This window comes from Pseudoalteromonas sp. SR43-7 (assembly GCF_014163785.1).
Lineage (GTDB): Bacteria > Pseudomonadota > Gammaproteobacteria > Enterobacterales > Alteromonadaceae > Pseudoalteromonas > Pseudoalteromonas distincta.
The window spans coordinates 268,893-288,127 of record NZ_JACJDY010000003.1 but is presented as its reverse complement, the minus strand read 5'-3'; the positions used below and the strand labels follow the sequence as shown (position 1 = coordinate 288,127).

Genomic DNA, 19,235 nt, shown 5'->3' with positions numbered 1-19,235 from the left:
GGCAAAAAATTCGCTATTTAGTTGTTCTCGGCAATTGCTCCTGCATTGCTCTACCTTCTGCATCCATGCAGTCGTAAATGAGAATTTTTTAACACAGGTAGCGACACGTTTAGCCCCGCAAAATGGTTAAGTATTATTGCGGATTGGTATTAGTATTAAACCTAAATAAACTTAACAGTAGTAATCCTAATAAACCCGCCAGTGATCCGCCACTTGAACCTGAACTACTTTGCTGTTTTTGTACAGTAGCAGATAACTCTTGAGTAAAAGTATCATTGGTTTGAGTATCAGTAACATTCAGCGTTACGTTGTATGTCCCATCAGTTTGATAAGTATGCCTTGGGTTTTGTAAATTTGATAACGCACTGCCATCACCAAAATCCCAACTATAAGTATAACTATCAAAGCCGCCGGTTACTTGGACATTAAATTGTGCGCTTAAATCACTAACTGTAGCGTTAGCGTTTATGCTAAGCGGAACATTAGCAGTTACATCAATCGCTTTTGATTGTTCAGTGCCGTCGTCATCTGTCACTGTAAGCGTTACTTGGTAATCACCAGAGTACAAATAATTATACGTAAGTGATTGAGTCGCTAAAGTACTTCCATCTCCTAGCTGCCAATTATAAGTATACGGTGCAACTCCACCTGTAAGCGATACCTCAGCTGTTAAAGTTCCTTGGTTTATTTCATATTCAATTTCACTTACAGTTAATGGTTCAACTAATGTAACTTGTGCTACAGCTACTTGCTGTGAAGTGCCATTATCTGCCATAAACTCAACGTTATAAGTGCCATAGTCTTGGTATTCATGAGTAGGCGTTAACTCTGTGCTGGAGCTCCCGTCGTCAAAACTCCACGTAAATTTGTCCGCTGGAGTAAGTGCAAAACCTTCTACACTAAAATTAACGGTTAAATCGTTTTTAGTAAAATTAACTCCCTTAGTAACATCGTAAGTAAGCTCTACTTCTATATCTTCACTGTCTGTTGACTGGCTTATAATACTAAACCCAAAACCAACCTGTGGAAGCACAACACCCGATGGTTTTTGCGCTGCAAAGCTATAATCGGTTTTATCAGTAAACCCGGTGATAGCTGATAAATCATCATCACCTAACCCTGCTCTTTGTTGATATAGGCTAAAAGCAGCATCACGTATTTGAATTGCTGAAGCTGCCGGAGTTTGCGTACTACCTTTATTTATTGATCGCTGATCGGCATCTACCACTAATGCAAAACCACTGCCTGGATGCTCGGTAGTATTATTATCTGCTTGAGATTCATTGCTGTACCACAATAATAACCCCGGTGAGTACTGCTCTGCTTGCAAACTACTGTCAACGCCTGTGTATGAACGCAGTTGTAAATAGTAATGTGATGGCGATGCATATGTGTAACTACCAACTTTTTCAAAGCCATTAAACACAGTGTTAACTTGATCTTGTGCATTATTTTGCCAAATTAAAGTATCACTTTGCTCAATGCGCATATCATCAACAACAAAACCATAATAATGTGTGTTCGCATCTGTTATGTATTCAATTTTTAAATCAATTGTTTGCCCAGCATAAGCTGATAAATCAAACTTATGGGTCAAATAGCCGTTAGGTTGCTTAGCATCACTATTAAGAAATGAATCACCTGAGATATACGGACCAATATCACCGTAGTATGGATTAAGCGCTTGCGTATAATTACTCGCGATTGGCTCGCCATCTACTTTTACTTGAACTAAATCGTAATCGCGCTCAATACTGTAATAAGCAATAAAGCTTAAAGTAAGTGTCTCAGTTGTGTTTGGTAGCGCTATTGTATTAGCTAAGCTGTTGCTAATATTGTCGCCCGTATTTGAATAGTATTGAAAATCACCTTCAACTGGAGCCCTAAATTTTTCGAGCCTTGGTGGTAGTGATATTTTTATTTGATTTTGCTGTTGTGAAGTACTCGCAGTATTAATTAATGTTTGCTGTGAGTTAGCCTCTATCTCATCCATATCAAGCGTAAGCTGGTTAACCCAGTTACCCTGGTACCGCTTTTGTAAATATTCAAGCGCATAAGGGCTAAACATAACTGGCTCTGAGCCTCTTGGCGAACCAGCCCAACTTCCTGTCGACATAACTGACCAAGACGCGACAGGCTCACCTACCGTGTTAGATTGTAAGTCGTATTCATCTAATAATCCTAAATCATGCCCAAATTCATGCACAACCACACCAATCCCGGCATCAATAGGGTTAATGGTATAACCAAAGAGCTTAATGTTGCTGCCTGCAATCTCGCTTGGCCCGCTATTTTCATCAAATACATAGTAGCGGTGCGACCAAATAGCATCGGTGCTTAGGTAACCGCCACCCGCTTCTTCGCCAATACTTGAATGAAATACCATTACATGGTCAATAATGCCATTAGGTTCATTAAGGATACCGTCGCCATCAATATCATCTAAATCAGTTAAGTCATAATCCGCTAAATTAATATTAAACTTTGCAACTGCTTTCTCCACAGCCTCTTTAATTAAAGCGGGCGCATTTATATCCCGTGTACTGCCTTGGCGCTCACCATATATTTTTGCATTGCTATTAGCGGTTACCCAGCCATATACTTGCCCGCTAAAGTTTAAGCTGTTTCCCGAAGCCGCTTTATAATAATCAGCAGCCGTTTTTAAGCTTTGTCCATCAGGGCCTGTATAACCTTGAGTATTAAAAAGCATTTGCTGATAGTGCTCAGTTGAATAATCAGCGTAAAACATATCTGTGTCTTGCTCTACAAGTTGATTGTCGTCATGTTTAAGATCAGGAAAATCAATTAAAATAGCTAACACTTTCACATCATTAACGCTTTGATCTGGCACTAGCGACGTTGAAAAAGCGACCTGTTGTTTATTTGTGTTTGAAAAAACGTCAGAGGAGGATTTTAATTGCCTAAAGCCATTTTTAATTGAGTGATTGGCAACGTCTTTGTTACTCATATATGACTTAAATGAACTATCTAACTCACTTGAAGATATTTGGTCTCTTTTTTTAAGCCAATATAAAATACGCTCTTCGTTAGTTATACCAACATCATGCGGACTTAAGTTATTAGCCGCCACCATAGGGCTTAATAGCGTAGTTAAAAGCGCAATTAACGTCACTTTTTTCACTGTGTTTTCCTCAAACATAATTATGTAGCAATCATACCTAATAATAGAAATTTAAACATGCGATAAAAACATATAGTTAACATATGCAATTAAAGCTAATGGTCTCTCACACTCTTTTATATCTAAAATCGAACTTACAACCTAAAATGCATAATTTCTGCCAGTAAACTCAATTAAACACAGGTTTCCTGCAGCTTTAAATTAAAAAAAGCCACAAAACGAATTTAAAATGCAAAAAACAGCTTTCAAGGTTGACATGAAGGCTTAAAACCCTTAAAAATAAACCTATACAAAATCTTTAATTTAAAAGCAGTGTTTTGCTAAGTAGAGTAAAAACTATGAACACACACATTAATCTTTTAGTCGTACTCGTACTGGTCTTAGTTATAAGCCCAGCGGGGATGTATTAAAAGGTGATACTGCTTTTTAAAAACCCTCGCACTACGCGGGGGTTTTTTTATGCATAAAAAAGCGCACAGAGGAATGAGGATGAGCAAACAAGAATATAATGGTTCTGAACTAGTAGTTCAGGCATTAAAAGAGTTAAAGGTAAAATACATATTTGGCTATCCCGGTGGTTCGGTTTTAGACTTATATGATGCACTTTTTCAGCAAGATGACATTGAACATATATTAGTACGTCACGAACAAGCTGCAACACATATGGCTGACGGCTATGCACGAGCTACTGGAGACGTTGGTGTTGTACTTGCAACCTCAGGCCCTGGCGCTACAAACTGCATTACAGGTATTGCAACGGCCTACATGGATTCAATTCCTATGGTTGTGTTATCAGGCCAAGTGCCTACAAATTTGATTGGCGACGACGCATTCCAAGAAACCGATATTGTTGGTTGTTCTCGCCCTGTAGTTAAACACAGTTTTAACTGTAGAAGTGCTAAAGACATCCCTACAATCTTAGCTAAAGCTTTTTATATTGCTAGCACTGGTCGCCCAGGTCCTGTCGTTGTTGAGCTTCCAAAAGATATGCTTAACCCTGCTATTAAGTTTGAATACGAATTTCCTAAAACCACCGAGCTGAGAACGTACAGCCCTAATACTAAAGGGCACTCAAAACAAATTCGCAAAGCCGTAACAGCGATTTTAGAGGCCAAAAAACTGGTTATCTACTCTGGTGGTGGTATTGTTATTTCAAATACATCAGAGCAATTAACGCATTTAGTTGAATCATTAAATGCCCCCATTACAAATACACTAATGGGATTGGGTGGTATTTCAGGTGTGCATCCAAACTTTGTAGGTATGTTAGGCATGCACGGTACGCTTGAGGCAAACAAAGCAATGGCTAACGCCGATGTGATTTTAGCGCTTGGTGCCCGATTTGATGACAGGGTAACTAATAATGTTCAAAAGTTTTGCCCTAATGCCACAATTGTTCATGTTGATGTTGACCCAACTTCAATTTCTAAAACAATTAAAGCACACATACCAGTTGTAGGCTGTTTAGCAACCGTACTTGAACAACTACAAGCGGGTATTGATAAAAGCCCAATTAAAATAGATCGCAGCGCGCAAGAAGATTGGTGGCGACAAATTATCAGCTGGCGCGAACAAAAGTGCTTAAGCTACAACACTGATGGCGACAAAATTAAGCCACAAGCTGTAATTGAAGCGGTGTATAAAGCCACTAATGGCGATGCTTATGTAAGCTCAGACGTTGGTCAGCACCAAATGTTTGCAGCGCAATATTATCCATTTAAGCACCCTCGTCAATGGATAAACTCAGGCGGCCTAGGCACTATGGGCTTTGGCTTACCTGCAGCAATGGGCGTAAAGCTAGCCTTTCCTGAGAAAGAGTCTGTGTGTATTACGGGTGATGGCTCTATTCAAATGAATATTCAAGAACTATCTACCTGTTTACAGTACAACCTAGCGGTAAAAGTTGTATCACTTAATAACCGCTCTTTAGGTATGGTACGCCAATGGCAAGACATGGTTTACGGTGGGCGTCATTCATCATCTTACATGGATTCACTGCCTGATTTTGTTAAGTTAGTTGAAAGCTACGGGCATGTAGGCATACAAGTAAACACACTCGATGAGTTACAACCTGCTATCGATAAAGCATTGTCAATTAACGACCGATTAGTCTTTTTAGATATAAACGTTGATGAAAAAGAACATGTATACCCAATGCAAATTAAGTTAGGCGGCATTGATGAGATGTGGTTACGTAAAGGAGTAAAAGCATAATGCGTCGTATTTTATCTATTCTACTGGAAAACGAACCAGGTGCCCTATCACGTATTGTTGGGCTTTTTTCACAACGTGCATATAACATCGACAGCCTAACTGTTGGCACAACTGACGATCAATCATTGTCGCGTATTACCATTACCACTATGGGTGATGACAGAGTTGTAGAGCAAATTACAAAGCAGGTTAACAAATTAGTCGACGTGCTTAAAATTATCGATTTAACAGAAATGAGTCACATTGAACGTGAGTTATTGCTTGTTAAGGTATTTGCTCAAGACGAGACGACTCGTGCAGCGGTTACGCGAGTAGTTGATGTGTTCCAAGGTGCTATTTTAGATATGGGCCGACAAAGCTATAGCCTACAACTAGTGAGTAGTACAGACAAAATAGAATCGTTTTTAGACACTCTTCGTCATGAAACCGATATTATTGAAGTTGTACGTTCTGGCGCTGTTGGCATTGGTCGAGGCGATAAAGCCTTAAAAGCGTAAACTTATAAAAAAAAGGCATCGATTGGTGCCTTTAATCAGCATAAAAAAAAAGAGCTAAATAGCTCTTTTTTTAATTTAATTCGTTAAACCTATTAAGGGTTTACTTGGTCTTTAAGACCTTTACCTGCTTTAAAGCTTGGGATAGTTGCCGCTGCGATTTGGATCTCAGCACCCGTTTGTGGGTTACGGCCAGTGCGAGCTGCACGTTCTTTTACTGAGAAAGTACCAAAACCAACTAATGCTACTGAATCACCTTCTTTTAAAGAAGAAGTTACAGCACCTGTAAACGCGTCAAGAGCACGAGTAGCAGCGGCTTTAGAGATTTCTGCATCAGTAGCAATTTTTTCAACTAATTGAGCTTTATTCATTGTTAGATTCCTATTCGTTATTATTTTGCCTTCGCAAAACCTATCTTTATGCATTTTTAAAGAGTTAGCAACAGCAAATTGCATTTTTTGCTTAAATTCTTAAAAAATGAGTAAAATTTAAATAATTCTCTGTAAAATACAGCGTGTTGGGTTAACAAAGACTTAATTTGAGTACAATTTTGGCGCAAGTTAAGCAACTGGGTAAATAAGCTATATTTTTTCGATCACTAAGGTCACTTCCCCGACCTCGACACCAAACTTAACAATAGATGTGCGGTTTATCAAGCGCGATTGTGTAACCAGGTACATCCAATCATCAAAATTCACTTCTAAAGTACTGCCATCGTATGGAAGCTCTACATCGTAATTCCAATGAAATACGCTACCATCACTTTTACCTTTTGCTGTACCTATAACATCATCTGCCGTCCCCGTTAAACTATTGTCTTCATTTAACGTTATTTTCCAAATACGCTTTTGAGTTTCGCCATCGTCATAAACAAAGTCTTCTTCAATAACGCCCTGGTTACCGTCCCAAGTCGCATTCATATCTACGACAAGCTTTCGGGTCAATTCACCCTTAAAGTCTTGTACGACACCGTAGGCTTTCAAATTTCCACTAAAAAATGTTTTAAAGTCAAAGTTTGGCGATGTATTTTTATAATGCTCTACATTTGGTGCCGAACAGCTTATCAGCAACAAAGCAGATAAGCACACAAGAGCTGTTTTAAACGCGTTAAATACATTCATATTAATTCCCTAATAGTTGCTTTCGTAGTTTCGGCTCAGAGGTTTTTTCATCCAGCCAAATGGCTAAAAAATCATCCGAAAATTGAGATTCATTTATTTCGCCAATTTTTTCATCATTATGATAAAAAGTACTCATACCTTGCTCATTTGTGACTAACGTTAGCGAGTCACCTTGTTTAATATCAGGCCAAATAGACAATAATTTACTGTCGTATTTATCTGCTAACTCTTTTTTTCCAATATGCTCCCACTGCTCATTTGTTGCTTTTACAATTTCTTTAGCTTCAAAGTCACGTAAATAGGTAAGTTTAAATTTAATAGGATGCGATCCTGCGCTGTAATTACCTGAAGGGGTAAATAAAACCGCGTCATATACATCCCAAAATAAATACTCCATTCGTGCTTCGCCTACTTTATTAAATTGTGTATCAGCTAAAACAATTGAAGTTGTAAGCAAATAAAAAGCTACTGCGTTTAGTATAGGTTTCAAAATAAGCTCCCTCGGGTCAATGGGTAGTATTACGAAATGGGAATTGTGGGCGATCAGCGGTTGATGAATAACTTAATTTTTTGGTTTATAAAAACAATAGCAGTAAACACAGTAGACCAAAGCGCACCGTAAACGAGCCAAAACTGCCATAAAGGTAAACCTAAACTTATTACTTCAAAGCGTGCTCCAGCCCAATAACTTGCTGGCGCAAAAGCCATGCATACCAAAAAAGCCTGCCAAAGTTTCAATCTACTTAAAAATATCATTGAGGTATTTAAAGAAAGTAATAACGCGGCCCATAAAAAGGCAAGCCATAAAGGGAAGGGATAAACTTTAAATTCTAATAAACCTAACTTTACCGCTATAAATTCTAACAATAGAGCTAAAGGTAGTGCTTTAATCAGTATTAAGGTGTCTTGTTTTTTTTGTTTTGACAACCAAAACATTAAAACAATAATTAATCCGCTAAAAAGTAGCGAATCAGCTTCAAGCAGCAATGATAAAAACCACACTGCTTGAAATAAAACAAAATTAATAACCGAGCGCAATATCATCGTTATCGCTAACAAAACGTGGTTTACGCGCCATTAAATGTACCGTACTTGTTGCTCTAGCTCTAAACGCGCCTTCGCAATAAGCAAAATAAAACAACCATAAACGATAAAAACGTTCATCAAATTTAGAGCGATCTAAATCAGGCCAGCTTTTTATAAAACGGCTTCGCCAATCAGCCAATGTTCGCGCGTAATGTGCGCCAATATCATTAACAGTATGAATTACCATGTCAGTATTATTTTTAATCTGTTCACTCATTTCGTTGAGTGATGGCAAACACCCACCTGGAAAAATATACTGCTGGATAAAGTCAGAGTTTTTTAAGTAATGCTTATAACGCTGATCGCCAATAGTAATTGCTTGTATGAGCATGGCACCGTCATCTTTTAACAGTTCACCACATTGGGTAAAAAAGCTAGGTAAGTACTCATGGCCCACCGCTTCTATCATTTCGATAGAAACAAGCTTGTCGTATTTACCTTTTAGTAGTCTGTAATCGAGCTTGAGTAGTGTTATTTTACTTTCAAGACCAAGTTCAACAATTTTATTGGCGACATAATCATGTTGCTCATCAGATATGGTTGTAGTTGTTACATGGCAATCGTAATGTGTGGCTGCATATATAGCAAAAGCACCCCACCCTGTACCAATTTCAATTACTGAATCATTTTCTTGAAGCTCAACTTGCTCACAAATGCGTTTCAGCTTGTATTGTTGAGCATCTTCAAGTGTCGCTTCTTTTGTAGGATATACGGCACTTGAGTAGAGCATTTCTTTACTCAAAAATGATTCGTACAGATCATTACCTAAATCATAATGAGCAACGATGTTTTTCTTAGAACCCGATTCAGAATTTTTGTTTTTTATATGATTAAACCGATGTGCGATATTACTAAAAAATGCGAATTTCTTTTCAAACTCATCAAGTTGCTTTTCATTTATAGCAAATATCTCAATGAAAGAGGTTAAATTGTCACAAGACCAATGCCCCAAAATATACGCTTCACCAGCGCCAACGCTACCAGATAATGCAAATGCTTTATACATAGCTTTATCGTTTACTATAATTGTTGCTTTTAGAACTGAAGATGAGTCACCAAAAACTGTACGCTCATTTGCATCAATTAAAATTATTTGGCCTGTTTCAATTGACGAAAAGGCTTTAGTCACTAATTTTTTATATATGTTAGTTAACCAATTTGTGCTTTGTTCGCAATTTAAGCTCGACACTTTATCCATTGAAATACCTATTAATTGTCCTGACTATCTATGCGCTTTATGGCTTGCCTGAGTGGCCTAAAAAAGGAACTCGTTTAATAAACAACTTTAACGCTTGATAATAAATACCTTTGAAAATAGACCATGTCATGGCCGGAAAACGTTTAAATAACTTATTAACTTCTTCTTTAGTAAGTTCTTTACGTTTTAAGCGAAGTGTAGCATCAAATAACAGCTCTTCATTTCGCTTATTTTCAATATGTATCAATGTTTTATCAGACGATTGCTTAACATGCCAATGATAGTTCATGTCTAGATTCATGAAAGGTGATACGGAAAAAACCTTTTTAAAGTTCACTTTTTTTTCTAAAGGTACCAAATAATAATGACGTTCGTTCCATGGTGTATTACTAACCTCAGCAATCATGTATTTAAAACGGGTGTCGTTATGACCAAAAAAGTAAAAATTAACAGGACTAAAATACACACCAAAACAACGAAGTTGCCCAAGCATGTAAATATGAGAAAAGGTTTCAGTAATACCTAAATTGGCAAGTTGTTCGTGTGCACGCTCAATAAGGGGACGTTTAGCAAGCTGTGAGGTGCCTGTAAGATAATCATCTTCATTAAACTTTAACGCCTTTAAGCCTGACGTACCTATGTGTTTATGCACACCATTTAGTTGTTGAGGATTATTTAAATCTACCCACATCATATATAAAGGGTAACTAAAGCGATGTTCTTTAACAGCAAAACGGCGATGTTTAACATCGCCTAAATACACTGCACTAGTCAAATTCGACCCCAAGTTGCTTGGCTACATCTACACCACTGTGTACGCCATCCTCATGAAAACCATTGTACCAATAAGCGCCACAATAGTAACTATTGTTGTGTCCATCAATACTGTGTTTAAGTTTTTGAGCCGCAATAGACTCTTGGTTAAATACAGGGTGGTGATAAGTAAACTCGCGCAAAATTTTACTTTGGCTTATTCCTTCAAGATGGTTAAGCGTTACACAGAACTGTGTATCTGATTGTATACCTTGCAAAATATTCATTTGGTAAGTTACAACAGCGGCTTTATCCGTGTTGTTATTAAGTAGGTAGTTCCAGCTTGCCCATGCCGCTTTTCTATCTGGCAAAAGGTTTGTATCGGTGTGCAGCACCACTGAGTTCTCAGTGTAAGCTATTGCACCCAATACTGACTTTTCTTGCTCAGTAGCATCACCCAGTAGTGCAAGCGCCTGATCTGAATGACAAGCAAATATTACTTTATCAAATTTACCTTGCTCACCATTGGCAAACTCTATTGTTACTTCATCATTTTGACGCGTAACTGATTTAATATTTGTATTGAGGTTAATTTTGTCGGCAAAACCTCTGATCAGCGGCTTAATGTACTGACGAGAGCCTCCTGGTACTACATACCACTGTGGTCTATTGGTTACATCTAAAAGCCCATGATTAAAGAAAAACTTAACAAAAAACTCAACGCCTACGTTTTCCATTTCTTTAATACTGGTAGACCAAATAGCCGCGCCCATAGGAAGAATATAATGGTATTTAAAAAAGTCATTAAACTGGTTATCGTTAAGCAATTGCCCTAATGATTGATCAGACTGGTAGTCACTTTTTTCATGTAGTGCTTTACACAGTTTGTTAAACCTAACAATGTCGTACAATAATCGCCAAAATTTAGGTCTAAAAATATTACGACGCTGTGCAAATAAGCTTGTAAATGTATGTCCATTGTATTCAAAACCAGTGGCTTCATTGTGCACACTAAAGCTCATCTGGGTTGTTTGTTTATCAATACCGATGCGCGAAAGAAGCTTTTCAAAATATGGGTAAGTTCGGTCATTAAATACAATAAAGCCAGTGTCTATTGCGTATTTGATGCCACACACATCAACATCAACCGTTGCTGTGTGGCCACCTATGTAATCATTTTTTTCAAATACGGTTACATCGTAATGTTTGTGAAGCAAATGTCCACATGTTAAACCAGATATACCAGTTCCTATTATTGCTATTTTTTTCAACGGGCTAATCCTTTTGCGATTTTAAGCCAAATCGGCAGTGGTAAAATGCGTAAAGCTTTTAATATAAGTGTAAAACGATAAGGGAAATGAACGTCTTTGCGGCGTTTTTGAATACCCTTAATCATATAGTCTGCGGCTTTTTCAGCAGTAACGGCCATAGGCATCGGAAAATCATTTTTATTAGTAAGTGGCGTTTTTACAAACCCAGGATGAACTAAAGTCACATCAACATCATTTAAATCAACCGCTAGGCTTTTTGCTAAGTAACTTACACCCGCTTTTGATGCGCCATAAGCTTCTGAACGAGGTAGCGCAAGATAAGTAACACTTGAGCTGACCAAAACAAGTTGGCCGCCTGGATTTATTTTAGGAAGTAACGCCTCAAGGCAATACCCCATAGAAAGTAAATTTACGTTTATTACACGCTCAAACAACGCGCTATCAAAGTTGCGCGCATCATCTATATATTCACAATTACCCGCGTTTAAAATAACACGGTCAAAATGAGGAAAGCCAATAGTAGACTCTTTTATATCTTGCAGGTTAGTTGCATCAAATTTACATGCTTGGATATTGTCGTATTTAGCAAGCTCGGCGAGCTTATCACTATTACGACCGCAAGCTACAACAGTGTCTTCTAGCTGTGCATATTTAATTGCTAGCTGCTCGCCAATACCTGATGTAGCACCCGTTATAAGTGTGATCATAATTAACCTGCTCTTTTATCAATTAGCTTTATAACGCTACCAAGTAAAGGAATGTGTTTGTATAACAACTCGCCCACATTAAAGTAGTCTCTGTGCTTAATAATTTTGCCATTTTTAAAAATAAGCTTGCTATGACCGTCTACCGAGATAGTTTTACCTGATGAGAGCTTTGGATGTGCATAATGCATAGTCCAATAAATAAAAGCATTGTTACCGCTGTTAAACGAATCACTAATATCAAACTGGCAATGCTTAACGTTGCTGTATAAGTTAGCAAAGTATCTGCGCAATTCTACAATGCCGTTAATTTCATGCATCGGGTCTATAAACTGTATGTTGTCACAGTAAATATCACTCAATAAATCAAGATTAGTGCTATCAAGCTGTTGGTATATTTCAACAAATTTATCTACTGGTAACTGGTTATCCATATCACACCTTAAATGCAGCAAGTGCACGTTCTCGTGCCGCTTTATGATCAACTATTGCTGGCCAGTAACATTCCTTATCTTTGCCTGTTGCGGCTAAATAAGTGTGTGGAAAATGAATGTGTTTATCTGGCACGTTTTCAAGCTCTGGCAAATACTTACGGATAAACTTGCCCGTTGGATCAAAGCGCTCGCTTTGTCTGATAGGATTAAAAACTCTAAAATAAGGCTGAGCATCACAGCCCGTACTTGCAGCCCACTGCCAACCACCATTATTTGAGGCTAAATCGCCATCAATTAAGTGCTGCATAAAAAAGCGTTCACCTTCACGCCAGTCTATTAATAAATGTTTAGTTAAAAAGCTTGCAACAACCATTCGTAAACGATTATGCATCCAACCGGTTTGCTTTAGTTGTAGCATTGCAGCATCCACTAACGGGTAACCTGTACGCCCTTCACACCATGCTGTAAATTCATTTTCGCTTTTACGCCACACTACGGCGTTATACTTTTCGTTAAAGTTATCGCCGCGCGAAAGCTTCGGAAATTCAGCAATTAAATGCCTGTAAAATTCGCGCCATACAAGCTCGTTAATCCACGTAAACGTTTTACTTTTAGATGTAGTTAAAATATCAGGATAACGCTGCTGAATATTAATAAGCAGTTGCTTTGTGCTTACAATACCTAGTGCTAAATACGGGCTTAAACCCGATGTGCCTTTTACACTGGGAATATCACGCTGGTCGTCGTAACTTGTAAGTTTGTCGCATATAAAGTTATCAACTACGGTAGAGAGTGTTTCGTCGTCAACCGGCCACTTATCTGAGCATCCATCACTTTTTAGTAAGTCGCTTTCATCAAATTTTATTGGCTCAGAAGTTAAAGGCCATTGTGGCAAACTAAAGTGTGTATCTTGATACTGCTTTAACCATGCACGTTTAAATGGAGTAAACACTTTATACATTTCATTACTTTGATTTTTGATCGTTCCAACAGGTGCAATTAAGTCACCTTCGTACAAAGTAAAAGTAATAGAAAGCTCATCGCATTCATGCAAAATTGCTTTATCGCGGTTTGCTTCATTAAGCTCATATTCTGTATTAGCAATTACGTGTTTTACATCGTTTGCTTTACAAAAGTTAATAAGCTCGCGCGTACAATCACTAAAGCTAGGCGCTTCAATAATATGTAAAGTAATACCGTAATCAGCAAGTTGTGATTGAAGATAAGCAACTCGGCGCATGAGTAAGTCAATCTGAATAGGCGCAGCTTGGTGTTGTTGCCACTGCTTTTCAGACACAAAAAAAATGGCGTGTTTAGCGCCATTATTTAGCGCTTGAATTAACGCTTCATTAGAAAAAAGGCGCAAATCGCGCCTAAACCAAAATAATGTATCCATTAAATACCAAATCGTAATTTTAAATCGTGAGGGTATGGGTTAAAAAACACTTGTTTTTCAAGGTACTCATTCGGATGAACTTTCAAATGATGTTTTAACAAAGTAAGTGGTACATACAATGGCACCAATCCTTCGCGGTATTCGTCTATGGCATCACGAAGTTCTTGTTTTTCAACCTTCGATAAATCATTTTTAAAGTAGCCTTGTAAATGCATTAGGGTGTTGCAATTATTTCTTCGAGAAGCTGGCTTTTTCAGACCCGTCATCAAACCTAAAATATATTCATCCGCAACTGCATTTATATCGTCACCTACGAACGTTCCAAGCAGATTACCCAAATCTCGATAAGCTTGGTAATTATGAGCCATCAACAAGTACTTATACTGAGAATGAAATTGAGTAAGCTTGTGAACCGTTAGTGGTTCTTGTACTAACTTTTGCCAATTTTTAAATACGTAAATTCTCATTACAAAGTTTTCGCGTAAATGCATGTCATTTAAGCGACCGTTTTCTTCACATGGCAATAATGGGTTGTGCTTCATTATTTGCTCAGCAAAAAAACCAACGCCTTCAGAGGTATTACCCGTGCCTGCTTCGTTGTATATTTTAATGCGTTCCATGCCACAGCTTGGACTTTTTGCGCAAAATACAAACCCGCTCAACTCTTTAGCTTGTTCTGTTGCAACTTTTTTACCATACTCGGTAAGTTGTTGACCTACATCTCCAGTGCCATCTGGGCGGCATACTTTAATAGTGTCTCCCACTTTAACTTGGCGAATAGTTGGTCGAGGTATTGGTAAACCTACCGCTACCTCCGGACAAAACCGTGTATATTCAACGTGTTTACCTAACTCATCCATACAGAAGTTTGACTTTTTATGACCTGTGTCAAATCTAACTTTTTCGCCTGCTAAGCAGGCGCTTATACCTATTTTTATTATATCTGTGTGCATAAATTCTCTTAGTAAATCAAATTACCTATTGGATTTAGTAACTTGCTGAAGCCCTTATTAAAATGTAGCGCACTACTGACAACTGTAAAGCACAAACAACCATCTTTTGTTAAAGGAGTATGTTGGTGGCTACCATCTTGCCATATAAAGTCACCTGGTACGTAACTACCATCTTCATCACTAAACTCGCCATCTAGGAGTAAAGTAACTTCAAAGCCAGTGTGTGTGTGTTCTGGTATTTCACCACCAGCATCAATATGTAACAAGCTAGAGCGTAATGGGCCATCATCAAGTGCAATACGCGATCTAGCAAGCTTACCCACTTGGGTAAATTTACTGTGAGAAATACGCGTTAGCGCACGTGGAAGCTGATAGTTATGCTCATTAACTTTAATAGAAACAGGCTCTACTTCATAAACTTCGTCGATAGAATCATCAGACGTGATCATATCAAGCACATTCAATTCAAATTCTTCAAGTAACTCAGGTTGCTCAGCTTGAGGTTTCTCATACTGCGCTGGCTCTTCGCTAAATAATGCGTTTGCGTTGCTTGCCTCAATTTTAGCTACTTTAGCTTGGCACACAGGGCACATATCTACATGTATAGAAACGGCTAAACTCAATGATGTAGCAAGTGATGCATCGCAATACTGTGTCAGTAAAGTTTCACTCGGGTGATGTTTAATCATGCTGATCTCCCATTTCATTACGTAATTTTTGCAAGGCCAAACGCAATCGTGATTTTACCGTGCCTACTGGAATATTAAGTTGATGTGCAAGTTGCTCTTGCGACATGTCTTGAAAATAAACGCCTCTTACCACTTCGCGTTGAGCAATAGGTAATTTGTCTAAATAACGTTTAATTTGTTTATCTTCTAAATGATCACTGTATTCGTGATGTGTATCTTGTGATTCGTTTAATAACGGCCAAATATCTTCGCTTATGTTTTCTTCTTTATTACTTTTCATTTTACGAAGCATATCGAATGAAGCATTACGCATAACGGTATAAACCCACGTAGTAGCCGCACCTTTATCACTGTGATACAAATGTGCTTTACGCCAAACAGATGTTAGCGTCTCTTGCACAAGCTCCATTGCTTGAGCTTCAACACCAAATTGCTTAATTCCAAAGCGTTTAATTTTTGGCGCAAAGTATTCAAATAAATAGGAAAATGCTTTTTTATCGCGTGACTGTGCAACATCTATAAGCGCTTGCATGAGTTCTTTACTCGGCGTTTCTGGCATGGCAGTGTACTTACCTGTATTAGGTTCACAACGTGGTGACTGTTGTTGACTTACCATAATAGTTTATCCCGTTATTGCTTTTGTATTAAGTAATACGGGCAATAATTAATTTAGGATCATAAAATTTAGGCAAATTCGTTATTAATCACAGTATGGAGGAAATTCAGTAAGTTATCAAAGTTCGTTTCAAACGCAAGTTGCTGTTTTTTCTCAATAGAAATAGGTAGGAGCTCAAGCCAACGAGCTGCAATCCAAGGCAGTTTGTCAAAGTGAGTTTTTTTGTACAGTAAATTAAGTTCCGGATTACTTTTAAACACGTTTAAAAGCGCATCATGCAATAAGTCATGTTCGCCAACTGAGTTGTTAGAATCCTTATACCAATATGGCGTATTACAAGAAGACACCAAACCATGTCGCAGTTCGTCCTCGTCTTGATAAACATCATTTATTTGAACGCTTTGAGAAGCAAACACATCGATTAATAATACATCGTTGTCGTCTTGGTCAAAATCAATAATATCAACAAGGCAACCTTGCGCGCTTATATTAAATGGCGTGTCGTGCTCAAATGTACAAAGCACAAACCCTGTATTGTTTTTTAATGCGGTTTTAACCATATTTAAATAGCGAGGCTCAAATATGCGTAATCGCGTATAGCCTTCAGGTAACATAAAAATGGGTAATGGAAAAATCGCACGTTTCATAAAGTCTACTTCTTTCAAACACTCTGCCTTTATTTACGTGCGCTTTTGCTAAGTCGATCAGCTTTGTATGAATCGAATTAATTACCAGCTATATAATTGGCTAAAGATTAAACCAACCTCCCATAGCTTTAAACACTTGAACCGAGTAATAAGCGCTAATCATACTGACTACGGGTGCTAACATTAATGCAAATAATCCAAGTTCACTGCTCATCGTTTTAATCCTTTAAATGATTTATTTTACGTTTTTTATACTAGTGTCAGTATTTTTAAGCGCTGAGCTATCTGTTAAAGCGGGCTCATCTAATAAACCCTCTAAAACAGTTTTAGCATCAAAATAAAGCGTTTCCTTTAGTGATTTTTCAAGCTCGATTGTGGTTTGCATTACGTAGCTTGCTACACTTTGAGTTAATATATCAGTTACATCTAGGTCCACTTCTGTTGCATGTACTTGCGCAGAACCTAATACTAATAAACTTGCCATAGCTATTTTAATTGAATGTTTCATAATGGTATTCCTTGTTTGTGTATTGTTTAGACGTAGTTACATACTCAAGGGTTGTGCCAACATAAAAATAAATCGTAAGAAACTGTAATTAAACAGTTTTACATACAACACTTTAATTTAAAAAATTCATACCTTGTTAATTTAACCATTTAATTTAATTTTTTGACTACTTTTTAGTTAATAAATAAAAGGGTTTAAATGTATTAATACCGTCACACTAAATACATTTAGCGTTTATAAAAACGTCATATCTACCCGCTAAAGTGCACACCACTATAAATAATTCAAAAAGTGCAGTATGACCCTTTCATCACGTCGAAATTTCTTAAAAACCTCAGCAGCAAGCATATTTACCGTCGCAGTATCGAGTGCCATTACAGGTTGTGCTCAAACATTAACAAACAAACCACTATCGGCTATTGAATTTAAACACGGTGTAGCCAGTGGCGATCCGCTCAGTAATGCTTTAATAATTTGGACACGTGCAACTACTTCTCAATCAAATTTTGAAGTTACTGTTGCTTGGGAACTGGCAAGTGACTCTCAATTTAAAAACATCATCCGCAGCGGGCGCGAACAAACAGATAAAAGCAGAGACTTTACAATAAAAATAGATGTGCAAGAACTTGCTCCAAACACAGAGTACTTTTATCGATTTGTGGGTTTAAATACACAAAGCCCAATTGGCCGGGCTAAAACACTACCAATAAACAATGTTGAACAAATAAAAATGGCTGTTGTGTCGTGCTCAAACTACCCTGCTGGGTACTTTAATGCCTACACCGATGCCGCTAAACAAAAAGATTTAGATGTAGTACTGCATTTGGGTGATTACATTTACGAATACCCAATGGGCGGATACGCTACCGAAAATGCTGAAAACATTGGCCGCCAATTAGCAGCCGATAACAGCGGTGAAATTATTACCCTTGGCGACTATCGTAAGCGCTATGCTATTTACAGAACAGACCAAGGCTTACAAGCACTTCACGCTGCAGCGCCATTTATCGCAATATGGGATGACCACGAAGTTACCAACGATACCTATAAAAGTGGTGCTGAAAATCATACCCCTGATGAAGGTGACTTTTTTAAGCGCCGTGCAGCAGCTATTCAAGCCTATTACGAATGGCTGCCAATTAGACCGCCTATGGGTGAACAAAGCCCGCAAATATACCGCACCTTCGATTTTGGTAATTTAATAAGCTTGCACATGCTAGATACGCGCGTAATAGCACGCGATAAACAACTCGCTTACAGCGACTATAAAAACCTAGAGACCAAACAAATGGATGTTGCGCGCTTTGCCAGTGATTTAAATAATCCAAATAGGCAGTTACTAGGTAACACACAACTAAACTGGCTCACCAGTGCAATAACTAAATCAAATGCAAAATGGCAAGTATTGGGCCAGCAAGTATTGATGACTAAAATGTGGCTACCTACTGAAATATTCTCGCAATCCGATCGCACTAAAATACCTCAGGTGTTAAAAGAGCTTGTTACCATTAAAAAAGCCGTGTTAGCTAATAAAGCGGTAACACCCGCGCAACTTGCACGCGTAAATACTTTAATGCCTTACAATTTAGATGCGTGGGATGGTTACCCAAGCGAGCGCGAAGCATTATACAAAAGCGTTACCGCATTAAATAAAAAGTTAGTCGTGGTTGCAGGTGATACGCACAATGCGTGGCATGGCACATTAAAAAATGCAAAAGGCGAAAACGTAGGAGTAGAATTTGCAACGCCTGGTGTTACATCCCCGGGTATGGAGCATTATTTAGCGCTTAATACAGCACAAGCAAAGCAAATGGCTGACTCGCTTTCATTGTTAATAAACGATTTAAACTATTGTGACTTATCACACCGTGGTTATATGTTACTGACTATTACTAAAGAGCAAATTACTAGCGATTGGCGCTATATAGATAACATAAATTCCCCAAGCTACAACATCACTGATCAACACCAAAATGTTTATAAAGGCTAATACTTTTAAAAAGAAGGTG

Annotated in this window: 19 protein-coding genes; 3 read left to right on the top strand and 16 right to left on the bottom strand. The window is 38.0% G+C overall.

The genetic code is table 11. The features are described from left to right. Positions 1-133: 133 nt before the first annotated feature. A complete protein-coding gene (locus tag H5087_RS03940) occupies positions 134-3,142 on the bottom strand; it encodes an immune inhibitor A domain-containing protein (protein ID WP_182671233.1) in 3,009 nt (1,002 codons plus the stop codon). Between the two features lie 489 nt (positions 3,143-3,631). Between H5087_RS03940 and H5087_RS03935 the strand changes: the two genes are divergently transcribed. Further along, positions 3,632-5,356, top strand: coding sequence for an acetolactate synthase 3 large subunit (locus H5087_RS03935; protein WP_182671232.1), 1,725 nt, complete (start codon positions 3,632-3,634; stop codon positions 5,354-5,356). Further along, positions 5,356-5,853 (top strand): acetolactate synthase small subunit, encoded by a 498-nt coding sequence (gene ilvN, locus H5087_RS03930; protein ID WP_002960314.1) that lies wholly within the window; start codon positions 5,356-5,358, stop codon positions 5,851-5,853. Before H5087_RS03935 ends, ilvN begins: the two co-directional genes overlap by 1 nt. A 92-nt stretch (positions 5,854-5,945) precedes the next feature. Here ilvN and H5087_RS03925 read toward each other — a convergent pair whose 3' ends face one another. The 15 genes from H5087_RS03925 to H5087_RS03855 all read right to left on the bottom strand — a co-directional run bounded on the left by H5087_RS03925 (position 5,946) and on the right by H5087_RS03855 (position 17,226). Then, on the bottom strand, positions 5,946-6,221 hold the full coding sequence (locus H5087_RS03925) for an HU family DNA-binding protein (RefSeq protein ID WP_002962474.1): 276 nt from the start codon (positions 6,219-6,221) through the stop codon (positions 5,946-5,948). A gap of 210 nt (positions 6,222-6,431) precedes the next feature. After that, positions 6,432-6,971 (bottom strand): DUF3833 domain-containing protein, encoded by a 540-nt coding sequence (locus H5087_RS03920; protein WP_182671231.1) that lies wholly within the window; start codon positions 6,969-6,971, stop codon positions 6,432-6,434. Between the two features lies 1 nt (position 6,972). Further along, positions 6,973-7,461, bottom strand: coding sequence for a chalcone isomerase family protein (locus tag H5087_RS03915; protein ID WP_182671230.1), 489 nt, complete (start codon positions 7,459-7,461; stop codon positions 6,973-6,975). Positions 7,462-7,514: 53 nt separating this feature from the next. Then, positions 7,515-8,015, bottom strand: coding sequence for a DUF2878 domain-containing protein (locus H5087_RS03910; protein WP_182671229.1), 501 nt, complete (start codon positions 8,013-8,015; stop codon positions 7,515-7,517). Next, a complete protein-coding gene (locus H5087_RS03905; protein ID WP_182671228.1) occupies positions 7,993-9,255 on the bottom strand; it encodes a cyclopropane-fatty-acyl-phospholipid synthase family protein in 1,263 nt (420 codons plus the stop codon). Before H5087_RS03905 ends, H5087_RS03910 begins: the two co-directional genes overlap by 23 nt. A 37-nt stretch (positions 9,256-9,292) precedes the next feature. Beyond that, positions 9,293-10,030 carry a DUF1365 domain-containing protein gene (locus tag H5087_RS03900; protein ID WP_182671227.1) on the bottom strand — a complete coding sequence of 246 codons (738 nt, stop codon included), beginning with the start codon at positions 10,028-10,030 and terminating at the stop codon, positions 9,293-9,295. Further along, positions 10,023-11,279 carry an NAD(P)/FAD-dependent oxidoreductase gene (locus H5087_RS03895; RefSeq protein WP_182671226.1) on the bottom strand — a complete coding sequence of 419 codons (1,257 nt, stop codon included), beginning with the start codon at positions 11,277-11,279 and terminating at the stop codon, positions 10,023-10,025. Before H5087_RS03895 ends, H5087_RS03900 begins: the two co-directional genes overlap by 8 nt. After that, positions 11,276-11,986 carry an SDR family NAD(P)-dependent oxidoreductase gene (locus tag H5087_RS03890; protein WP_182671225.1) on the bottom strand — a complete coding sequence of 237 codons (711 nt, stop codon included), beginning with the start codon at positions 11,984-11,986 and terminating at the stop codon, positions 11,276-11,278. The genes H5087_RS03895 and H5087_RS03890 overlap by 4 nt, the downstream gene beginning before the upstream one ends. A gap of 2 nt (positions 11,987-11,988) precedes the next feature. Next, complete coding sequence (locus tag H5087_RS03885; RefSeq protein ID WP_182671224.1) at positions 11,989-12,417, bottom strand: nuclear transport factor 2 family protein; 429 nt, start codon at positions 12,415-12,417, stop codon at positions 11,989-11,991. Between the two features lies 1 nt (position 12,418). After that, a complete protein-coding gene (gene phrB / locus H5087_RS03880) occupies positions 12,419-13,813 on the bottom strand; it encodes a deoxyribodipyrimidine photo-lyase (RefSeq protein WP_182671223.1) in 1,395 nt (464 codons plus the stop codon). Beyond that, on the bottom strand, positions 13,813-14,766 hold the full coding sequence (locus H5087_RS03875; protein ID WP_138490055.1) for a DUF523 and DUF1722 domain-containing protein: 954 nt from the start codon (positions 14,764-14,766) through the stop codon (positions 13,813-13,815). Before H5087_RS03875 ends, phrB begins: the two co-directional genes overlap by 1 nt. Positions 14,767-14,774: 8 nt before the next feature. Next, on the bottom strand, positions 14,775-15,455 hold the full coding sequence (locus tag H5087_RS03870; protein ID WP_182671222.1) for a ChrR family anti-sigma-E factor: 681 nt from the start codon (positions 15,453-15,455) through the stop codon (positions 14,775-14,777). Beyond that, a complete protein-coding gene (locus H5087_RS03865; protein ID WP_002962457.1) occupies positions 15,448-16,071 on the bottom strand; it encodes a sigma-70 family RNA polymerase sigma factor in 624 nt (207 codons plus the stop codon). The genes H5087_RS03870 and H5087_RS03865 overlap by 8 nt, the downstream gene beginning before the upstream one ends. Positions 16,072-16,139: 68 nt before the next feature. Then, positions 16,140-16,718 (bottom strand): LON peptidase substrate-binding domain-containing protein, encoded by a 579-nt coding sequence (locus tag H5087_RS03860; protein WP_024596915.1) that lies wholly within the window; start codon positions 16,716-16,718, stop codon positions 16,140-16,142. A gap of 235 nt (positions 16,719-16,953) precedes the next feature. Further along, positions 16,954-17,226, bottom strand: a complete 273-nt coding sequence (locus H5087_RS03855; RefSeq protein WP_182671221.1) for a hypothetical protein — start codon at positions 17,224-17,226, stop codon at positions 16,954-16,956. A gap of 298 nt (positions 17,227-17,524) precedes the next feature. Between H5087_RS03855 and H5087_RS03850 the strand changes: the two genes are divergently transcribed. Further along, the gene (locus H5087_RS03850; protein ID WP_182671220.1) at positions 17,525-19,216 is read left to right on the top strand and encodes an alkaline phosphatase; all 1,692 of its coding nucleotides are present in this window, start codon (positions 17,525-17,527) and stop codon (positions 19,214-19,216) included. The last annotated feature ends 19 nt before the right edge of the window (positions 19,217-19,235 follow it).